The sequence below is a fragment of the Pseudomonas sp. NPDC087185 genome, from assembly GCF_044744955.1.
Taxonomy (GTDB): Bacteria; Pseudomonadota; Gammaproteobacteria; order Pseudomonadales; family Pseudomonadaceae; genus Aquipseudomonas.
The window spans coordinates 381,557-401,155 of sequence record NZ_JBIUZK010000004.1 but is presented as its reverse complement, the minus strand read 5'-3'; the positions used below and the strand labels follow the sequence as shown (position 1 = coordinate 401,155).

General features: G+C 63.6%; 19 protein-coding genes and 1 tRNA gene. 5 read left to right on the top strand and 15 right to left on the bottom strand.

Annotation, left to right across the window (positions count from 1 at the left end; genetic code table 11):
* Window positions 1-15: 15 nt before the first annotated feature.
* Window positions 16-1,059, bottom strand: a complete 1,044-nt coding sequence (locus ACIPIJ_RS16470; protein WP_401078379.1) for an ABC transporter substrate-binding protein — start codon at window positions 1,057-1,059, stop codon at window positions 16-18.
* Between the two features lie 297 nt (window positions 1,060-1,356).
* On the opposite strand from ACIPIJ_RS16470, the gene ACIPIJ_RS16465 reads away from it, so the two are divergent.
* Window positions 1,357-2,943, top strand: a complete 1,587-nt coding sequence (locus tag ACIPIJ_RS16465) for an ABC transporter permease (protein WP_401078377.1) — start codon at window positions 1,357-1,359, stop codon at window positions 2,941-2,943.
* Complete coding sequence (locus ACIPIJ_RS16460) at window positions 2,940-3,803, top strand: ABC transporter ATP-binding protein (RefSeq protein ID WP_401078374.1); 864 nt, start codon at window positions 2,940-2,942, stop codon at window positions 3,801-3,803. The genes ACIPIJ_RS16465 and ACIPIJ_RS16460 overlap by 4 nt, the downstream gene beginning before the upstream one ends.
* A gap of 47 nt (window positions 3,804-3,850) precedes the next feature.
* On the opposite strand, the gene ACIPIJ_RS16455 is transcribed toward ACIPIJ_RS16460, so the two are convergent.
* The 8 genes from ACIPIJ_RS16455 to ACIPIJ_RS16420 form a co-directional block, all read right to left on the bottom strand.
* Window positions 3,851-4,126: a DUF971 domain-containing protein gene (locus tag ACIPIJ_RS16455; RefSeq protein WP_401078371.1), complete on the bottom strand. Its 276-nt coding sequence runs from the start codon at window positions 4,124-4,126 to the stop codon at window positions 3,851-3,853.
* Window positions 4,126-5,091: a HEAT repeat domain-containing protein gene (locus ACIPIJ_RS16450; RefSeq protein WP_401078369.1), complete on the bottom strand. Its 966-nt coding sequence runs from the start codon at window positions 5,089-5,091 to the stop codon at window positions 4,126-4,128. Before ACIPIJ_RS16450 ends, ACIPIJ_RS16455 begins: the two co-directional genes overlap by 1 nt.
* A complete protein-coding gene (locus tag ACIPIJ_RS16445) occupies window positions 5,088-5,945 on the bottom strand; it encodes an ABC transporter ATP-binding protein (protein WP_401078367.1) in 858 nt (285 codons plus the stop codon). Before ACIPIJ_RS16445 ends, ACIPIJ_RS16450 begins: the two co-directional genes overlap by 4 nt.
* A complete protein-coding gene (locus ACIPIJ_RS16440) occupies window positions 5,945-6,727 on the bottom strand; it encodes an ABC transporter permease (protein WP_401078365.1) in 783 nt (260 codons plus the stop codon). Before ACIPIJ_RS16440 ends, ACIPIJ_RS16445 begins: the two co-directional genes overlap by 1 nt.
* 15 nt (window positions 6,728-6,742) lie before the next feature.
* Window positions 6,743-8,149: an ABC transporter substrate-binding protein gene (locus tag ACIPIJ_RS16435; RefSeq protein WP_401078363.1), complete on the bottom strand. Its 1,407-nt coding sequence runs from the start codon at window positions 8,147-8,149 to the stop codon at window positions 6,743-6,745.
* A 118-nt stretch (window positions 8,150-8,267) separates the two neighbouring features.
* Complete coding sequence (locus ACIPIJ_RS16430; RefSeq protein ID WP_008096634.1) at window positions 8,268-8,513, bottom strand: ferredoxin family protein; 246 nt, start codon at window positions 8,511-8,513, stop codon at window positions 8,268-8,270.
* A 39-nt stretch (window positions 8,514-8,552) separates the two neighbouring features.
* Window positions 8,553-10,277: a fumarate reductase/succinate dehydrogenase flavoprotein subunit gene (locus ACIPIJ_RS16425; protein ID WP_401078360.1), complete on the bottom strand. Its 1,725-nt coding sequence runs from the start codon at window positions 10,275-10,277 to the stop codon at window positions 8,553-8,555.
* The gene (locus ACIPIJ_RS16420; protein ID WP_401078358.1) at window positions 10,274-11,023 is read right to left on the bottom strand and encodes a GntR family transcriptional regulator; all 750 of its coding nucleotides are present in this window, start codon (window positions 11,021-11,023) and stop codon (window positions 10,274-10,276) included. Before ACIPIJ_RS16420 ends, ACIPIJ_RS16425 begins: the two co-directional genes overlap by 4 nt.
* A gap of 277 nt (window positions 11,024-11,300) precedes the next feature.
* On the opposite strand from ACIPIJ_RS16420, the gene ACIPIJ_RS16415 reads away from it, so the two are divergent.
* Window positions 11,301-11,377: transfer RNA gene (locus tag ACIPIJ_RS16415), tRNA-Arg, on the top strand.
* A gap of 159 nt (window positions 11,378-11,536) precedes the next feature.
* Complete coding sequence (locus ACIPIJ_RS16410) at window positions 11,537-13,267, top strand: dipeptidase (RefSeq protein WP_401078356.1); 1,731 nt, start codon at window positions 11,537-11,539, stop codon at window positions 13,265-13,267.
* Window positions 13,268-13,373: 106 nt separating this feature from the next.
* On the opposite strand, the gene ACIPIJ_RS16405 is transcribed toward ACIPIJ_RS16410, so the two are convergent.
* Genes ACIPIJ_RS16405 through ACIPIJ_RS16395 form a run of 3 tightly spaced genes read right to left on the bottom strand, consistent with a single transcriptional unit; the run spans window position 13,374 to window position 17,385 of the window.
* A complete protein-coding gene (locus ACIPIJ_RS16405; RefSeq protein ID WP_401078354.1) occupies window positions 13,374-14,207 on the bottom strand; it encodes a hypothetical protein in 834 nt (277 codons plus the stop codon).
* Window positions 14,204-15,796, bottom strand: a complete 1,593-nt coding sequence (locus tag ACIPIJ_RS16400) for a hypothetical protein (RefSeq protein ID WP_401078352.1) — start codon at window positions 15,794-15,796, stop codon at window positions 14,204-14,206. The genes ACIPIJ_RS16405 and ACIPIJ_RS16400 overlap by 4 nt, the downstream gene beginning before the upstream one ends.
* A gap of 20 nt (window positions 15,797-15,816) precedes the next feature.
* Window positions 15,817-17,385, bottom strand: a complete 1,569-nt coding sequence (locus tag ACIPIJ_RS16395) for an OmpA family protein (RefSeq protein WP_401078350.1) — start codon at window positions 17,383-17,385, stop codon at window positions 15,817-15,819.
* A 255-nt stretch (window positions 17,386-17,640) separates the two neighbouring features.
* Here ACIPIJ_RS16395 and ACIPIJ_RS16390 point away from each other — a divergent pair, with 255 nt between their 5' ends.
* A complete protein-coding gene (locus ACIPIJ_RS16390) occupies window positions 17,641-18,078 on the top strand; it encodes a CBS domain-containing protein (protein ID WP_401078348.1) in 438 nt (145 codons plus the stop codon).
* 6 nt (window positions 18,079-18,084) lie between these two features.
* Here ACIPIJ_RS16390 and ACIPIJ_RS16385 read toward each other — a convergent pair whose 3' ends face one another.
* From ACIPIJ_RS16385 to ACIPIJ_RS16375, 3 genes are all read right to left on the bottom strand, one after another.
* Complete coding sequence (locus tag ACIPIJ_RS16385) at window positions 18,085-18,723, bottom strand: NADH:ubiquinone oxidoreductase subunit N (protein WP_401078345.1); 639 nt, start codon at window positions 18,721-18,723, stop codon at window positions 18,085-18,087.
* 70 nt (window positions 18,724-18,793) lie between these two features.
* Window positions 18,794-19,036 (bottom strand): DUF2789 domain-containing protein, encoded by a 243-nt coding sequence (locus tag ACIPIJ_RS16380; RefSeq protein ID WP_401078343.1) that lies wholly within the window; start codon window positions 19,034-19,036, stop codon window positions 18,794-18,796.
* 61 nt (window positions 19,037-19,097) lie between these two features.
* The gene (locus ACIPIJ_RS16375) at window positions 19,098-19,556 is read right to left on the bottom strand and encodes an aminoacyl-tRNA deacylase (RefSeq protein WP_039601719.1); all 459 of its coding nucleotides are present in this window, start codon (window positions 19,554-19,556) and stop codon (window positions 19,098-19,100) included.
* Between the last annotated feature and the right edge of the window lie 43 nt (window positions 19,557-19,599).

The following is a 19,599-nucleotide window of genomic DNA, read 5'->3' as shown; positions in this document are numbered from 1 at the left end:
TGTCGGGGGTGGGGTTCAGCGAGCGGCTTGTACCGCGTGTTCCTGCTGCAGCGCGGCATCGAGGAAGCGCGGCTCGATCCAGTCGGCAACCTGGAAGCCGCGGCGGATCAGGCGCTCCCGTGCGGCCAGGTCGACACCTTGCTGCAACTGGGCCACGAAGTCGGCGTCCAGGCGTGGGTCGAAGTAATGGGCAAGGTCTTCCTTGGCCAGGTCGTCGCTAAGGATGCTGCGCGGCCAGTTGGCGTTGTTCGCCACCAGGTCGACGAAAGCATCGCGGTTGTGTTCGTCGCGCAGCCAGTCGGTGGCCTGCTGCTGGGCATTGACCACGCGCTGGACCAGTTCGGGGTACTTGCGGATGAACTCGCCGGTGCCCAGCAACACCGCCTGGGTGCTGCCAGCGCCTTCCAGGTCGCGCGAGTTGACCGGCAACTCGACCAGCCCTCGCTCACGCAGTGACAGCAGGTTGGACAGGCCCCAGGTGGCGTCGATCTGCTTGGCGGCCAGTGCGGCGTTGGCCGCGTTGAAGTCCAGGTTGATCACTTTCAGGTCGCGCTCGGACAGCCCCTGGCTGGCCAGGGCGCTGGCAAACGACAGCTGGTTGGCAGTGCCGCGGAACACCGCCACGCGCTTGCCCTTGAGGTCGTGCAGGGTCTTGATGCCAGAGCCCGGCACCACGCCCAAGTAGCTTTTCACGCCACGCACCCCGGCAGACAGCACACGGGTGTCGAGGCCATTGGCCTTGCCGACGATGGCCGCCAGGTCGCCGAGGTAGGCGAAATCGGCCTGCCCGTTGGCCAGGGCTTCGTTGACCACCGGCCCTGCGCCCTTGAAGAAGTGCCAGTCGATGCGGATGCCATCCTTGGCGAATTCTTTCTCCAGCAATTGCTGATCGCGCAGCACATCGACCACGCCGCCGGCACTGTGCTTGCTGCCAGCGCTCAGGTCGGGCACGGCAATACGGATGCTTTCGGGCTTGGCCGATTCCGCCGCCTGGGCGCTGAGGGCAAAGAAACTGAACAACCCGAGGGCGGTAATCAGGTGGCGTAGTGGGGTTTTCATGGCAAGGCTCCTTGGCAGGCTGCCACCGACGATGGCCGGCGCTTTGGCCAGAAGCTAGTCAGGTCTGGTTAGAACCTACAAAGATCAAAACTTCATTTTTTAGTAACCAGAAGACATAAACCACTGAGTACGCGGCCCGCCGGCCAACTTGCGGGAAACGCATGGAAAATATGAGGAAAACGCAACGGGGTTAGGCTTCCGTATGCATCGTGTGCATGCTCTTATCTCTTGAAAGCCACGTATGAGAATTTTTTATTCCATAAGTGCATAACTTTGAAACGCTTCGAGAGATGGCCGATGAATGGAATTCTGAGCAAGGGAGCGTGGCGTCTGATAGGGCCGCTGCGCGGCCCGTTCGCGGCACAAGGCCGTTCACTCCTCCTGCCGTGGTTGCTGCCGACGCTGATTGTGCTGTTGTGGGTTGTGGCTAGCCGACAGCACTGGATGAGCGAGCAGATTCTGCCGGCGCCTTCGCTGGTCTGGCAGAGCGCGGTGGAATTCGGCTCCGGCGAACTCTGGGGGCACTTGTGGATAAGTTTGCAGCGCCTGTGGTGGGGGTTGCTGGTGGGGGTTGCCAGCGGCTTGCTGCTGGGTACCTGGCTGGGTACCTCGCGTAATGCGCAGACGCTGGTGCTGCCGACCTTCGTGGCGCTGGCGCAAATCCCCACCCTGGCGTGGATTCCATTGTTCATGCTGTTTTTCGGCATTGGTGAGCTGCTCAAGCTGGTGGTGCTGGTGAAGGCAGTGGTGGTACCGGTCACCCTGCACACCTTGGTCGGTGTACGTGATGCCCAGCCCAAGCTGCGCGAAGCCGCCGCCGCATTGCGCCTGCCGCGCCACCTGCTGTTCCTGCGCCTGTTGTTGCCGGCAGCCCTGCCCGCCTTCCTGACCGGCGTGCGCCTGGCCCTGGCCACCGGCTGGACCTCGCTGCTGGCGGTGGAACTGTTGGCTTCCAGCGAAGGGATCGGTTACCTGATGGTGTGGGGGCGGCAGCTGTTCATGCTCGACCTGGTGTTGCTGTGCATCCTGGTAATCGGCTTGGTTGGCGCACTGCTGGAGCGCGGCTTTTCAGCCCTGGAAACGCGCCTGCTGTACTGGCCGCAACCGGCCACCGGCGAACAACAGCGCGGGCCGGTGCCCAAGGGCTGGCAAAGCCTGTTGCTGCCAGCGGCCCTGCTGGCGCTGTGGCAGGCCAGCAGCAGCCTGGGCTGGGTCGACCAGAACATCCTCACCTCGCCGCTGGGGGTCGTGCACACGCTGCTCGCCGGCCTGGCCGATGGCTCGCTGCCCGAAGCCCTGTTGCTGAGCCTGCAACGCACCCTGACCGGCCTGGTGCTGGGCGGCGGCGCAGGCTTGCTGACGGGCCTGCTACTGGGCCTGTCCCAGCCTGCCGAGCGGGTGTTCGGGCCGAGCCTGTCGGCATTGCGCCAGGTGGCGCTGTTCGCCTGGGTACCTTTGCTCACCGCCTGGTTTGGCTTGGGCGAAGGCGCCAAGCACGTGTTTGTCGCCCTGGCCGCCTTCTTCCCGCTGCTGATCGCCACCCAGCGCGGTATCGCCAGCCTTTCGCCGCAACTGGGCGAAGCCGCCCGCACGCTGCGCTTGAACCTGTGGCAACGCCTGCGCCTGCTGGTGCTGCCTGGTGCGGCCCCGGCGATTTTTGCCGGCCTGCGCCTGTCGCTGATCTATGCCTGGCTGGGCACCATCGGTGCGGAATACTTCATGCCATCGGATGGCGGCATCGCCAGCCTGATGATTGGCGCACAGCAACTGTTTCGCATGGACCAGGTCATGGCCGCCATGCTCCTGATCGGCCTGGTCGGCGCCCTGCTCGGCACCCTCGGACAACGCCTCGAATCGCGCGCCACGCGCTGGAGAACCGCATGAACGCTTTCAACACTTCGCACCTGCTTGCGGCCAACCAAGCCGACACCACGCCCGCGCTGGTGAGCTTTGAGGGCGTCAGCAAGGTATTCAGCGTCGATGGCCAACCTTTCGAAGCCATCCGCCACTTCAACCTGGCAATCAACGAAGGCGAATTCATCGCCATCGTCGGCGCCTCCGGCTGCGGCAAGTCAACGCTGCTGCGCCTGCTGGTCGGGCTGGATACCGAATACAGCGGTAGCATCCTTGTCGACGGTCAGCCCGTGAGCGGTATCGGTGGCGAGCGCGGCATCGTGTTCCAGGAGCACCGCCTGTTCCCGTGGCTGACAGTGGAGCAGAATATCGCGCTGGGCCTGGTCAACGAGCCGCTGAGCCAGGGCGAACGTGCCCGCCGCGTGCATGAGTTCGTGCTGCTGGTGGGCCTGGTGGGGTTCGAATCGGCTTACCCTCATCAGCTTTCCGGCGGCATGGCGCAGCGTGTGGCGATCGCCCGTGGGTTGGTGGCCAGCCCGCGTATTCTGCTGCTGGACGAGCCATTCGGCGCACTCGATGCGTTGACCCGCCAGCAACTGCAGGATGAACTGCTGGCGATTCGCGAACGCGCCGGCATCACCACCTTGCTGGTGACCCACGATGCCGAGGAAGCGACCTACCTGGCTGACCGGGTGGTGGTGCTGGAGCCACGCCCGGGGCGGATCAAGTCGGTGGTCGAGATCGACCTGCCGCACCCAAGGTTGCGCACGGGTGTGGCGCTGCACGGATTGCGCGAGAAGGTGCTGCACCAGATCACCGGTGACGGTGGTTACCTGCCGCCGCCGACGCGGCGGGTGGAAGGTCTGCGGCCGGAGCTGATTGCTCTGTGAGGGCTGCTGGCCCTATCGCCGGCAAGCCGGCGATAGGGCCAGCAGAGTCAACCAAGCTCGCGCAGGTACGCCCAGGGGTAGATCCCCCGCTCATGCCCATCGCTGAACACCAATTGCACGCCATAACCTTGCGCTTCGATTCGTTCCACCCGCACATCGTCACGCACCACACTGATGCTCCCCAACAGCCTCGCTGCGCGGCACTGCGAGCAAGGGCAGGCACCGCGCAAACGAACATGGCTGATGCTGTGCTCGCCATCTTCCCACTGCAGCAGCAACTGCCCAGGCCCGCGCAGGTTGCGGATCGCCCCCGGCGCATTCATCAGGCCGCACCGCGCAATTGCGCCAAGGCAATGCGCACCGCCTTGCGCACTTCAGGGTCGCTATCGGCTTCGGCAGCCTGCAGCACCGGCAAGGCGCGTGCCTGGCCCAGCTCACCCAAGGCCAGGGCCGCCTCCTTACGCAGGTTGGCAATGCCATGCCCGAGCAACTCGCCAAGCGCGTCCAGGGCAGCGGCGTAACGCAGGCGGCCCAGTGAACGCGCCGCACGCAAACGGACCTGCCAGAAGCCATCGGCAAGCGCCGCCACCAGCGCCGGGCCGGCTTGGTCCTGGCCCACTTTGCCCAGGGTGGTCGCGGCCTCTTCGCGCACTTGCCAGGCCTCATCGCCCAACGCCGCCACCAACGCCGGCAGCACCGCACCGTCACGCGCCAGCCCCAGGGCGCCAATCGCCGCGCGGCGAACTTCAGTGTCCGGCTCGACCTCAGCCAGTCTGGCCAGCGCCGGCAACGCAGGCTGGTGCTTGAGCCAGCCAAGAATACCCACCGCCTCACGCCGCACGGCCGCATCCTCATCCGCCAGAGCCAGCAGCGCAGGCGCGGCGGCATCTTCAAGGCGCAGCTCGCGCAAGGCCCGCAGGGCACTGGCGCGCACGAAGGCATCGGCGTGCTTGGCCCACGGCAAGATCAGCTGGCCGGCTTCCAGGCTCTTGAGCTCGCTGAGGCTCTGCGCGGCGGCCTGGCGAACCGCCTCGGCGGCATCGGCCAGCGCAGCGCACAGGGCCTGCACCACCTCGGGTTCCTCCCAGGCTTCAAGCAGCCGTGCGGCTTCAGTGCGCACGTCGTCGGCCGTATCCACCAGCAATGCATCGGTGAGCCACGGCAAGCCTTCCGGGTCTTCCAGGTCGGCCAGCGCGATGAGGGCAATGCGCCGCACGCCTGCGTCGGCGGCCTCAAGGCGAGGCAGCAGGGCTTGGATGTCGGGGTTGTCGGTGTATCGTTCAGTCATAGCGCGATCCGTAGCGGTGGGTGGTCAGCGTCCGGCAGGCCCAGCGGGGTCAGGCGCGGCAGTTCGCGGCCCTCTTCGTGGCGTAGCAGGGCCAGGCAGTGACGCTTGAAGTGGATGAATGCTGGGCTGGTCAGCAAGCTGGCGCGGCGCGGGCGTGGGAAGTCCAGGTGCAGGTCTTCGATGAAGCGCCCGGGGCGCGGGCTCATCACCAGGATGCGGTCGGCCAGGAACAAGGCTTCATCGATGTCGTGGGTGACGAACACCACGGTGGTGTGGATGCGTGCCCAGATATCCAGCAGCAATTCCTGCATCCGCGCGCGGGTCTGCGCATCGAGGGCGCCGAAGGGTTCGTCCATGAGCAACAGGCGCGGGCGGTTGATCAGCACTCGGGCAATTTCGGCACGTTGTTGCATACCGCCGGAAAGCTGGATCGGCCAGCGCCCGGCAACGTCGGCCAGGCCCACCAGTTGCAGCATTTCACGCGCCTGGCGCTGCCGTTCAGCCTTGCCCACGCCTTGCATCTTCAGGCCGAAGGCGACGTTGTCGAGCACGCTGCGCCAAGGCAGCAGGGTGTGATGCTGGAACACCATGCCACGCTGCGGCGACGGCCCGTCGATCGTCTGGTCGTCCACCGTCAGCTGGCCCGCGCAGGGGATCAGGTGCCCGGCCAACGCACCGAGCAAGGTGGACTTGCCGCAACCGGACGGCCCGAGGATACAGACGAACTCACCCGGGGCGACGGTAAAGTCCAGGCGCTGTACTGCTTCAAAGGCTTCGGCGCCCTCCCCCAGGCGTATCGACAAGCCACGCCCTTCGATGCGCCCAGGTTCCGGCGCCGGTTGATAACTGCTCATCAGCCAGCCCTCTGCGTGCGGTACCAAGGCGTAGCCAGCGCGCCGAGGCGCTTGACCAGGGCGCTGCTGCCCATGCCCAGCACGCCGATCAGCAGCATGCCGACAATGATGTCCGGGTAGTTCTGCAAGGTGTACGACTCCCAGGTGTAATAGCCGATGCCAAACTGCCCGGCGATCATCTCGGCGGTGACCAGGCAGAACCACGAGGTACCCATGCCGATGGCAAGGCCGGTGACGATGCTCGGCAACGCGCCCGGTAGTACCACTTCACCGAGGATCGCCCAGCGCCCGGCACCCAGGCTGCGCGCCGAGGCCACCAGGCGCGGGTCGACCGCTTCCGCGCCATGCACGGTGTTGAGCAAGATCGGGAACAGCGCGCCGGTGAAGGTGATGAACACCATCGACAACTCCGACGACGGGAACATCAGGATCGCCAACGGTATCCAGGCCACTGCGGGGATCGGCCGCAGCACTTCCAGCGGCGGCAGCAGCGTGTCTTCGGCCCATTTCGAGCGGCCGATCAGCAGCCCCAGGCTCACGCCCAGCAGCGCCGCCACGGCATAACCGGCAAACACCCGCGACAGGCTGCTGCCCAGGTGCGCCAGCACGGCACTGGAGGTCAGCAACTGCCAGGCTGCATCCAGCACCGCCCTGGGCGTAGGCACGTAGGTGAAGGTAAACAGCCCCAGGTCCAGCCTGGCGCTGGCGGCCACATGCCAGAAGAGCAGGCAGGCCAGCAAGGACGCCAGGCGCACGGGCCAGCGTTTGAGGTCGCGGGTCATCACGGTTTCTCCCGATCAGCGCTGGGCCACCAGCTTCTGGTTGGCGCTGACGAAGTCCAGCGCTTCACCGCCATGGGCCTTGGCGTACTGTTCGGCCTGGTCCTTGAGCAGGAACGCGGCCAGTTCGCCCTTGCCGTTGCGCACGAACCAGGCCTGGTTGGCCAGCAGTTTGATGCCGCTGTCAGCTGCCTGGGCGTAGATGGCGCGGATGTCCTTGCCCTCTTGCTCCAGTTGCGCCAAGGCACCGAGGGCAGCTTCTGGGGAGGCGTAGTGGCGCACCTTGTCCTCACCGCGCACCCAGATCTGCGCCAGGCGGCCGAAATCGGTGATCGGTTTGCCGGTCAGCGCATCAACCGCCTTGAGCGGCAGCGGTTTGTAGTTGTTCAGCGCCTTGTCGTAGTCCTCGCCGGCCTGCTTGAAGGCGGCGCGGATGTATTGGTCATCGATGAACTGCTGGGTGTCGAGGCCACGGTCGGTCTTCTTCAGCAGCTTTAGGGTATCGATGGACGTGGCGACGGCCTTGCGGTACTCGGGCTTCCAGGTCAGGTCGCGGGTCTGCAGGCCCAGCGGGCCGTGGAACAGGTAGTTGACCTCGGCTTCGATGCCGGTGACCTTCTCGATCAGCTCGCTGTACTTCTCGGGCTCGGCGGCAATCAGGCGGTCAGCTTCAAGGCTGGCACGCAGGTAGGCGGTGACCACTTCGGGGTATTGCTTCGCGTAGTCGGCATCGACCAGGGCGCCGTGGAAGGTCGGTGCGTTGGCCTGGGCGCCATCGTAGATCTTGCGGGCGAACCCACGGTTGGGGAACAACTCGGCGAACGGCACGAAGTCGGCGTGCGCTTCGATGCGGTTACTGCGCAAGGCGGAGCCGGCAATTTCAGGGGCCTGGGCGATGATCCGCACGTCTTTCTGCGGGTCCCAGCCTTGTGCGGCCACGGCGCGCAACAGCATGCCGTGTGCGGTGGAGGCGAACGGCACGGAAATGGTCTTGCCCTTGAGTTCGCTCAGCGACTGCACGGCAGAGGCCGCCGGTACCACGATGCCGTTGCCGCTGCCCTGCACGCTGCCGGACAGCACACTGATGAACAGGCTGCGCTTGCCAGCGTCCAGGTGGGCGACGCCGTTGAACGAACCGGGGAAGTCGGCCATGGCGCCGAAGTCGAGCTTGCCGGCGACCATCTCGTTGGTCAGCGGCGCGCCGCTGGTGAAGTTCTTCCACTCGATCTGGTAGTGCGCGTCTTTGTACTTGCCGTCATGCGGCAGGTACTTTTCCAACAGGCCCAGTTCGCGAATCAGCAGGCCGCCGGTGGCGCAGTTGATGGTGGTGTCCTGGGTGCCGATGGCGACCCGGATGGTTTCGGCGCTGGCATTCAGGCCAGCGAGCGCCAGCGCGAGGCCGGCCACGGTTGCTACAAGGCGCATGGGTATTTCCCCTCGAATCGTTTTAGCTATTGGAGTCGTCTCCGCCACCAGGCTTGGGTGGTGGGAAACGAGGGGCATTGCAGGAGGGCGTCCGGTGGTTCGCCGGATGGCAGGTGGTTCAGCGCAGCAGGTACGGGATGTCGACTTTCACCGCACCGGTGGGGCAATCCTTTTCGCAGGGCATGCAGTACCAGCACTCGTCGAAGGCCATGTAGGCCTTCTGCGTGGCCGGGTTGATGGCCAGCAAGTCCATGGGGCAGACCTCGACACACACGGTGCAGCCCTTTTCGGCGATGCACTTGTCTTCGTCGATGGTTACCGGGGCGCTGCTGCGGAAGAAGATCTCTTGCGGCTGGTAGGCCATGTCACGGTTTCCTTGGGGCCTTTGGCCCTCGGTTTATGATCAGGCGGCATCCGCCTTGACCCGTAGCCGGTCGTAAGCGGTCTGCTCCTCGGCATCCAGGGCAATCAGGTAGGGTTCGACGGCTTTCTTGAAGCTGGTCATCTCGCCGTCCTCGCCCTTCTTCAGGTGGCAATGGCAGAACCACTCGCCATCGTTGCGTTCGGGGAAGTCGACCCGGTGGTGGTACAGGCCCCAACGGCTTTCTTCGCGGAACAGCGAAGCACGCGCAGCCATTTCGGCGCAGTCACGGATCACCGCCACCTCCATCGCGCGCATCAACTCATGGGGGTTGTTGGCTTTCATCTGATCAAGATCACGCTCGATCTCGGCAAAGCGCGTCAGGCCGATCTGCATTTTCTTGGTCACCTTGGGTGGCTGCAGGTAGTCGTTGACCATGCGCCGCAGCTTGTACTCGACCTGCGCCGGCGCAAGGCCGTGCTCGCGGTGCAACGGCGCGAACACGCGCTCACGCTCGCGCTCGACCTGGGCGACATCGACTTCGGCCAGCTCGCGCCCGGCCACATACTGCGCAGCGTTCACACCGGCGAACCAGCCGTAGGCGAAGGCACCCAGCATGTAATTGTGCGGCACCGCGGCCATGTCGCCCGCGGCATACAGGCCTTTGACGCTGGTCTCGGCCTTCTCGTTGACCCACACCCCCGACGCCGAGTGCCCCGAGCAGAAACCGATTTCGGAGATGTGCATCTCGACCATGTGCTGACGGTAGTCGGTGCCGCGCCCGGCATGGAACTGGCCACGGCTAGGGCGTTCGTTGCTGTGCAGGATCTCTTCGATGTTCTGGATGGTCTCCTCGGCCAGGTGGTCGAGTTTGAGAAACACCGGGCCATTGCCGCCCTCGAGTTCCTGGTGGAACTCCCACATCATCTGCCCGCTCCAGTAGTCGCATTCGATGAAGCGCTCGCCCTTGCTGTTGGCGGTATACCCGCCCAGCGGGCCGGTCACGTAGGCACAGGCCGGGCCGTTGTAGTCCTTGATCAGCGGGTTGATCTGGAAGCACTCGAGGTTGGCCAGCTCGGCACCTGCATGGTAAGCCATGGCATAACCGTCGCCGGCGTTGGTGGGGTTCTCGTAGGTACCCATCAAATAGCCCGACGACGGCAGGCCCAGGCGCCCGGCGGCACCGCAGGCCAAGATCACCGCCTTGGCGCGGACCACGCGAAACTCGCCGCTGCGGCAATCGAAGCCAAGCACGCCGGCGGCGGCGCCTTCACCATCGAGCAGTACACGGGTGCAGACCATGCGGTTGCTGATCTCGACCCGGGCACGCTTGAGCTGGCGGTAGAGCACCTTCTTGATGTCGTGACCTTCGGGCATGGGCAGCACGTAAGCGCCCATGTGGTGGACCTTCTTTACCGCATAGTCGCCGGTCTCGTCCTTCTCGAACTTCACGCCCCAACGGTCGAGCTGCTCGATGGTTTCGAAACTGTGGGTGGCGTAGGCATACACGGCGGCCTGGTTGACGATGCCGTCGTTGGCCACGGTGATTTCCTTGGTGTACTGCTCGGGCGTGGCGTGGCCGGGGATGATGGCATTGTTCAGGCCGTCCATGCCCATGCTGATGGCGCCGCTGCGCTTGACGTTGGCCTTGTCCAGCAGCAGGACGCGCAGGCTTTTGTCCTGCTCCTTGGCCTTGATCGCCGCCATCGGGCCGGCGGTGCCGCCGCCGATGACGATGATGTCGTAATCCTGGGTCTCGATGCTCATGCCTTGCCCCCCTTCTGGCGGTCGATACGCAGGCGATACTGGAACGCATCGCCGCGGTAGTACAGGTGTTCGAAGTCCAGCGGTGTGCCGTCGGCGGCATGGGTCAGGCGCTCGATGCGCATGATCGGCGAGCCCTCCTCCACGCCCAGCGCCTGGGTCAGGTCGCTGTCGGCCAGCACCGCATCGATGGCCAGGTCGGCGTGGCCGAGGGCGATGCCACAGTCGTTTTCCAGCAGCAGGAAGATGTCGCGGGTGACCAGGTCGGCCTTTTCCAGTTTTTCGCCCACGGCTTTAGGCAACCAGGTGATTTCCAGTGACACCGGTTCACGGTTGATCAGGCGCACCCGGCGAATCTCGGTGACCAGGCTGCCCTCTTCAACCTGCAACCGCGCCGCCACCAGCGCATTGGCCGGCACATGGCGCAAGCTGCGCAGGCGGTTGATCACCTCGTAACCCATCTGCGTCATCGATTCGCCCAGGCCCTGAAGCGTGCTGACGTTCTGAAACGCCTTGGGCTTGGCGACGAAGGTGCCCTTGCCATGGATCTTGAAGATCAGCCCTTCTTTCTGCAGGTCGCCCAAGGCCTGACGCACGGTGATTCGGCTGACGTCGAACGCCTTGCCCAGTTCGCTTTCCGAAGGCATGCGGCTGTGCGGCGCGTAAGTGCCGTCGAGGATCCGCTCGCGCAGCAGTTCCTTGAGCTGGGTGTAGAGCGGTACCGGAGAAAGGGGGAGCAGTTCGGCCATGAGTCTCTTCACTGAATGATGACTTGTTATAACAAGTTGTGACCAGAGAATAGCCAGCATAAGAAACGGCAGTGAAATACTGTTATTGCATATGGATAGACAGGTTTGCGTGGGCCGCCCCGAGCTCTTCGCGAGTAACCCCGCCCCTACAGGACCAGTGGAGCCCCTGTGGAAGCCGGTTCACCCACAAAGAGCCCCACCCGGACAACCCGGAAAAATGTCCGAAGATCAAGGCGATGGACGCCACCGAAACAGATGGGTATCATGCGTTCGCGTTGCACTCGTAGCTCAGCTGGATAGAGTACTGCCCTCCGAAGGCAGGGGTCGTGGGTTCGAATCCCGCCGAGTGCGCCATATCAAAAAGCCCTGGGCCTGTGCCCGGGGCTTTTTCGTTTGTGCGGTGCATCGCGTTTCTGGCACTCCCGTGCCATGGGTCATTGGTGTTAGCGTGGGCACCTTCCCGTTTTTCGACGGGTACCCCTTAACCATGATTCGCGAAGGAATGCGCGCCCCATGCATTTGAAGAAACTCACCGCCACTACTCTGCTGCTGGCCAGCATCGGCCTGTTCATCCAGCCGGCCCAGGCCAACCTCACCCAGCAGCAATCCGCTAGCATCGTCAAAGCCTTCGACGGCTCCAATCCAAGCGATTTCAAACAGTTCCTCGGCACGCTCAAAGGCAGCGAACAGGCCAAGGTCGACAACCTTGGCGCGACCCTCGACGCCTACCTGGCTGGCAAGACGCTCGACGCCGAGCAGCAGAACGAAATCAACCGCCTGCTCGGCCTGTACACCCGTATCAAATATGGCAAGGCGGCGACCGAAACCCTGCGCGAACTGGTGGCCATCCCCACCTTCAGCGTCGACGGCGTGCCACAGCACGAGAACCCCGAGTTCCTGAAGATCGCCGACAAGATCAAAGCGCTGGCCGAAGGCTTCGGCCTGGCCTTCCGCAACGTCGACAACCGTGTCTATGAAATCTCGCTGGGGGCCGGCCAGGAAGTGGTCGGCATCCATGCCCACGCCGACGTCGTGCCGGTCAATCCGGACAACTGGAAGCTGGCCGATGGCACCAAGCTCGACCCGTTCAAGGTCACCCTGGTGGGCGACCGCATGTATGGCCGCGGCACCGAGGACGACAAGAACGGCATCGTCGTCGCGCTGTACGCGCTGAAGGTGGCGAAAGACGAAAACCTGCCGCTGGCCCGGCAGTTCAAGCTGCTGATCGACACCACCGAAGAAACCAGCGGCGACGCCATTCCCTACTACTTCGAACGCAACCCCACGCCTGCCTACAACCTGGCGCTCGACGGCGGCTACCCGGTGGTGATCGCGGAAAAAGGTTACGGCACGGTCATGGCCAGCTTCAGCAAGCGCCCGGGCAGCGGAAAGGGCGCAGAGATCCTCAACCTTACCGGCGGCTTGGCCACCAACCAGATTCCCACCACCTCGGTGGCGACCCTGGTCGGCGACAACCCGGCGCAACTGGCCAAGCAGCTTGAAAAGGCCGGCGCCGCGTATGTGAAGGCCAATGGCGGCGACTTCAGCATCGCGGCCAAGGTCAACGGCAAGCAGGTGCTGCTCACCGTCACCGGCGTCTCGGCCCACTCGTCCGAACCCGAGTCCGGGGTCAACCCGGTGGCGCGCATGCTCGGCTTCATCAATGGCCTCGGCCAGCAGGTGCCGCTCAAGCACAACCACTTCACCGATGCCGCCCGTTATGCCGCCGACAACTGGGGCCTGGACTACCTGGGCAAGAAGCTCGGGGTGGATTTCAAGGATGCGTTCATGGGCCCGCTGACCGCATCGCTGACTTTTGTCGGCGTGGATGAAAAAGGCCTGAAGCTGGCGGTCAACCTGCGCATCCCCAAAGGCAAGCCGCTGGCGACGATCAAGGACGAGTTGGCCGACAAGTTGGGTAAGTGGACCCACCAGAGCCACACTTCGGTCGCCTTCGACTACAGCCTGGACGAACCGATGTACCGCAACCCCGAAGGCGAGTGGGTCAAGGCGCTGCTCGATGTGGCCAGCGAAAACCTGGGCATGAAGCACGCGTTCGGCACGTCGGCCGGCGCCACCTCGGTGCATGACTTGCCCAACGGCGTACAGTTCGGCCTGGCCATGCCGGACGTGAAGTACACCGGGCACAACGATAACGAGTTCAAGACCGTGGAGCAGTTCATGCTGGACCTGCAGGTGGTGAGCGAGATGGTCGCGCGGATCGGGCAGATGCCAAAACTGTAGGGAACATCGTCCTCCTCGCCAGAAGCTTCCCACGCGCTGAGAAGCTCTCTGGCACCTGTTTTCGCAGGCCCGAGGGATATGCAGTGGCAACCACTGCCTGCAGTGCCTAGCGCAGGTCGGTACTCAAGCTCGGTGTGCCAAAGCCTTCCAACGTTGCATTGGAGGCTTTCAGGTATTGCGCCCAGAAGTCGTTGAGCGCATCCATGGTCTTGCCGGAACGATAGGCATGCTTCACCGCATCGGTGACCAGGCCTGCGCCGGAGACATACACCCTGGCGCCTTGCAGGTCGGCGTACAGCCCCTTGCTCTGCGCAAGCTTGAGCTCGTTGCCGACATTGAGCTGCTTGATCTGGTTGGCGGCGTAGAAACTGGTGTAGTCGGAATGCTCGAGCATGTCCGAAATCAGGTACACCACCCGCTCATCAACCCCCTGCTCCTTGCTCATGTCTTCACCCACGCGGCGCAGGGTGTTCATGATCTCGCTCTTGGGGATGTCCTGGCGGGCCTCACGCAGGCCCTTGACGAACTGGCCGCCAAAACCGCTCTGGAAGGCTTTTTTCTGGGTCGCCAGGCACTGGTCCAGGCCACGCAGCTTGCGCATGTTCACATCGTCGCGAACCTCGCCTTGCAGTGGCATGTCCAGCTCGCCGGCATACACCAGGCGCTGATATTCCCCCGGCAGGAACGCCGAGAAGGTATACAGCCGGACGCGATCGCCGGGCTGCACGAACCGGTCGATCTGGCCCCAGCTGTTGCGCTGCAGGTCTTCAGGCATGGGAATGGTCTGGTCGATGATCACCACCAGCTCGCGGCCGGAAGCTGCGGGTTTGATGTCGGCCAGGCCGTTGCGCGTGTAGCAGCTCTGCAGGTCATTGCGTTCGGCGGCCAGCGCTGCACAAGGCAGCGCCAGCGCAAGGATCAGGGCCTTGGCAAGCCTCATGACAGCATGCCCTCCTTCTTCACCGGGAACAGGCCAAGCGCCTTGAGCGCCTGCTGTTGTTCGCGGATGTCGCGCAGTTGTGCCTCGCTGACATTCAGCGCACGGCTGGCGGCGGCCAGGCTTTCTTCTGGCAGCCCGGTCACATCATGGAAGTCCGACGCCTTGATTTCGGCCGGGGCGGCGGCCTCGACCACTGGCGCTGCAGCCGGTTCGACCACAGCAGGTTGCGGCACCACCGGAGCGACCTGGGCAACCGGCTCTGGCGCCGTAACCGCAGGCTTGGGTTTGACCGCCTGTGGCGAAACCTTGCCGGCCTTGTACTCGGCGTAGGCAAGGAAATTACGGTGCGCGGTGTTCTCACCTTCCAGCGCATGCAGCACTGCGGAGTCGGTGTGGTCGCGGCTCGACAACGCGGTCTGCAGGCGGCGCAGCTTGTCATCGGCGTGGCTGGCAATGGCGTTGCGCTTCTGGTCCATCGCGTCGAGCATTTCTTCTGCGGTGGCATACTCGTGGGTCAGGCGCCAGGCGGTTGGCGAGTGAGTGCCGGCAAAGTAGTAGCGGCTGGCGAGCCAGATGCTGATGCCCTGGATGGCAATGTAGATCAGCGACAACATGATGTAGGTGGTCAGGCTGGCCTGGCGGATGGCGTGCATCTTGTCGTCGATGGTGGCGTTGTCAGCCTCATCGTTGATGGCCTGGGACTCTTGCGGCAAGTCGAACGGGGAGCCTGCGCTGGTGCTTTGCGCTGCGGACTCGGCGCGCATACCGTTGACCATTTCGGTCTCGATGCTGTCGAGGGTCGCCGAACGCACGACGAACGCACCCACGGCCATGGCCGCCACGAACACGCCGCAGACGACCAGCCAGACAAACTTGCGCGAGACGTTGGAGTTGACGTCCTTGACCCGGGCCAGCAATTGCTCGTAGTCCGGCTTGTCCGAGTCGGTGAAGGAGTCTTCCAGGTTGATCGCCTTGTTGGCTTTCAGCGAACGCGAACGCTTGGAAGGCTCTTCGCCTTGCCACCAGTGGCGCGCACGGGCGATCAGGCTGTTGTGGTGCAGCGTGTGGCCGGCGGCTTCGGCGAAGAACGCCGAGGCGACGGCCAGCAGGATCGCGGTACCTGCGGTCAGCCAATGGCGGTCATTGGTCGATGCATCCATGTTCATCCAGCCTGCCAGCACGTAGGCAAAACCCATGGCCTCGATCAGCACCAGCATCAACACCAGCACCAGCACCCAGGCCGGGCGCGGCGAGCGCCCGGCTTCACCGGCCTTGGCCAGATAGTCGAGCGAGGCGTTGTAGGTGTTGACGCCCTTCATGTACTTCTTGAACTGGCCATAGTACGGCTTGGACAAGGTCACCTCGTGGTTGATCCAGCCATCGCTGTCAACCGACGCGCGCTTGCGCGATAGGCGCGCCACCGTACCGATCAACGGGAAGCTATGCCACACACGGATCAGGAAGTAGGACACCGCTTCCCAGTAGTAACGCACGATCAGCACAGTGACCAGTAGGGTCAACAGGCCAGCGGTGAACAACTGGTTGGCAAGCACCAGTGATTTGAGTGCAGCAAGCGAAAAGTCTTCCATCAGGACGTCCTTGACTGGGTTTATTTGGTGGCCGGGATCGGCTTGTAGGAAGCGACGAAAGCGTCACTGCCGGCGGCATAGAACAAGGCACCTTGGTTGACCTCGGCGTTGCCTTTGCTGAATACGATATCCATGCAGGAAATCGACGCCTGGGCATCGCTGGCGAAGACCCGGTAAAGCACTTCGCTTTCGCCTTCATAGGTGTTGGCCACGGCTTTCATCGTCCGTGGCTTGTGCTGCGTGGGCAGCTTGTAATCTTCAACCAGCTGCAGGATCGGCTGGCGGTCGACCTGGGCGTTCTCGCGCAGGATCGAAACCGGCGACACCGTCACCAAGTGCCCGTTGACCAGGTTGGCCCAGACCCGGTTGTTGTAGCCCGGCAGGTAATCCTTGGTGGCGCGGCGCTGCAAGGGTTGGTCGTTGGCCATGCTCAGGACTTCGCCGGCATTGCGTGGCCGGTCGGCTTCGCAACTGGACATCGGCATCTGTGCGGCATAGGCGCTGCTGATCAGGGCGAAACCGCTCTGCTTCGGCTTGATGCTCTGCGCCATGGTCCAGTTGTAGCTGGCGACTGGCGTGCCGGCGAAATCGACTTGCGGGCGGGCAGCAGCGACCGCTTTCGCACTGCTGGTGCTGGTGCTGGTGCTGGTGCTGGTGCTGGTGCTGGTGCTGGTGCTGGTCGCGGCGGGCATACGCTGTGCCGTGGTGGTTTTGCTCTGCGCAGGCTTGCTGCCCGCTTGCGCGGTGGTGGTCGCCGGCCGAGGCTTGGCGGCGGTCGAGGTGCCGTAGTGCAGGTAACGCGGGTTGCCCGCTTCGGCCTGGGCGCGCATCACCAAGGCCTGTTCGTTGGCCAGCTCGACGATTTCCACGCGCCGGTTCTGGCCACGCAGCAGCGGGTCGCTGTTATCGGCAATCGGGCGCGATGCCCCGGCGCCCTGATAGTAGATTGCGTTGGCGGGAATCCCCGCCTGCAGCATGACCTTGCCGACCGTCCTGGCGCGGCGCTCGGACAGTTTCTGGTTGAACCCGGCATTACCGACTGCATCACTGTGGCCGACGATCAGCAAGCGGCGCAGCTGCGACTCTTTGGCGGCGGCCTGCTGGTTGGTGGCGGCCGGCTTGGCATACATCTGTGCCAGCTTGGCCACGGCGCGCTGGCCACTGGTGGTCAGCTGATCGGAGCCGGTGGCGAACATGCCAGTGTCTTCGATCTGGGTCACCAGGCCTGCCTGCTCCGGCACGGCAGTCACGACCGCCGCAGAAGCGACTGTCAGCTTCTCGGTGGTGATCTTCAGGTTTTCTTCCTTCGCGATGCGGTCAAGCTCCTGCAAGCGAGACTGCCAGACATAGCCGACCACACAGCCCACCGCACCGCCGACTGCGGCGCCCGGCAAGATACCGTCCTTGCCCTTGATGGCGTATCCGGCAGCCCCCCCGGCCACCACGCCGACACCACAGAGCACCGGCATGCCGTAGTCCCTGCCAATGTCTTTGACGGTCTTGGAAATATTGTCCATCTGCTGAGTGCTGCAACCGGCAGCGGTGAGGAAGGCGCAGCTTAGCGCTGTAAGGCGAAACAAACGTTGCATTGCGGCTCCTTGCCGAAAGAGATCAAAGTGATGGCAACTTGACATGCATTGTCACAGATTACCGGGGATTTTGCCCCACTCAGCTAAGCACCTCCAGCCCGACGCGCGCACTTTGCCTTTGCGCAGGGGCGCAAGCGGTTCAACCATGACGTTTTTCAATCGACTCCATGCCGTTTCCTGCATTGCCGTGCAGGCTGGCGTGCCGGATGCTTTATTTACTCCAAGAGCCCGTCTTTTCCACCTGCAGAGGCCTGTATGAAGAACGTCGAACAAATCCTCAAGACCAAGCTGCACCATCAGACCGTGCACACCATAGGCCCTGATGATTCGGTATTGGAGGCCCTGAAGAAGCTGGCAGAAGAAAACATCGGCGCCCTGCCCGTGGTGGAGAATGGCCAGGTGGTCGGCATCGTCAGTGAACGCGACTACGCCCGCAAGCTGGTGCTCAAGGGCCGCTCGTCGGCGGCAACACCCGTGCGCGAGATCATGAGCGCCCCGGTGGTTACCGTGGAACCCAAGCAAAACCTTGAGTACTGCATGAACCTGATGACCAACCGCCACCTGCGCCACCTGCCGGTGGTCAGCAACGGCGAACTGCTTGGCCTGCTGTCGATCGGTGACCTGGTCAAGGAAACCATCGCCGAACAGGCCAGCCTGATCCAGCAGCTGGAGCAGTACATCCGCGGCGAGTGATTGCCCTCAGTGGTAGGCGCGCTCCAGCTCGTCCAGTTGATGGTCGAAGCTGCGCAGGCGCGCCGACCAGGTGTACACCAGCACTTCCAGGTCCCGGTTGAGCACGGCCGTGTTGCCATGGCCGCTGCTGGAAGGTTCGCACAGGTCGAGCTGGTAACGCTCACGCGCCATGGCGGTGGCCACGCTGGACAGGTCGCGGGCATTGGCCAGCCAGTGGTGGTGATGGTCGTGGATCTCGCGGTCCAGTGCCCGGCACTGGCGTTTCAGGGCATCCAGGCTCTGCTCCAGTGGCGTGCCCTTGAGCTCGCCCATGACTTCCTCGAAGGTACGCCCGGAGTGCCAGTAACTGCCCCAGAAATAACGGTCGAACACCGTCTCCACCCGGCGCAGCGCGACCTTGGTGTTCCAGATAGTGAGCAACGTTCGCCCCTGGATCACTTCGCGCTTGTTCAGGTGCAATTGCTGCCAGGCGATCCAGGTCAGCCCCAGCAACGCGACCGCCGCGGTAACCGCGGCAGCGGCGTAGAGGAACTGCACAGCCTGGTTCATCTGGTGCGTGTGGCGGATACCGTAGAAGTAACCGGCCGTCAGCGTGCCCAGGATCGTCACGGAACACCAGAAACCTGGTGCATAGGGATCTTTCATGGCGCCTATCCCCTTATTGTTTTCCTGAGCATAGCAACGGCCAAACACTCGTCAGGTGCCGCTCGGCGCTTTATTTTCGGGGGCGGCGAAGCGCTTCGTTGAGTTGATCGAAGGGCACTGCCCAATCGGAATCTTCAATGATGCTTTCCTTGAGAAAAGTGCGCTGGGAATCGGTCCAGAACGGCGCATCAACCAGCTTGATTTCGTTTTTCAGCGGCGAATGGCTGGTGATGAACTGGTCGATGCTTTGCGGATCGTCGGGCATGCCCAACTGCTTGAACAGCTCGGAAAATTGATGGGTCGGTGCTTCCATGATTCCTCCTGTTTGCCGGGCCGGCCGTCCACGACGCCAACCCGGCATTGGTTTGAGAACATCAGCACAGCTCGCGTACTTCGGCTTGCGGTACCAGTTTCAGGTACTGCTCCATGCTCATGTGGATCAGGTGATCGTGGTCACCCGCCTCCAGGTAGACATCGCCCTGGCGGGTAAGGCTCGAATCGAGCAGCATCTTTATCTGGTAGGCATCGCCCATTGCCGGGATGGCGCCACGCTCGCAATCGCCGAACAGGCTGGGCAGGCCGCTTTCGCGGGTCAGTTGCCAGGCGCCGGACATGCGCACCTTGCTCATGTCCAGGTGCCGGTTGGCCGGCAGCACCGCCATGATGTAGTTGCCATGGCGGTCGTCGAGCATGACCGACTTGGCGACCCGCTCGGCAGGAACACCGGCCGTGCGCGCAGACTCAAGGCTGGTCGCCGAGTGTGGATGGGGAATGATGTCGTAATCGCAGTTGGCCTGGTCCAGGCGCTGCTGCAGGGTCTTGGCCATACGCATGATGCACCTCCGGTTTCGCCCCCATCTCCAATTTTAGGCCGTG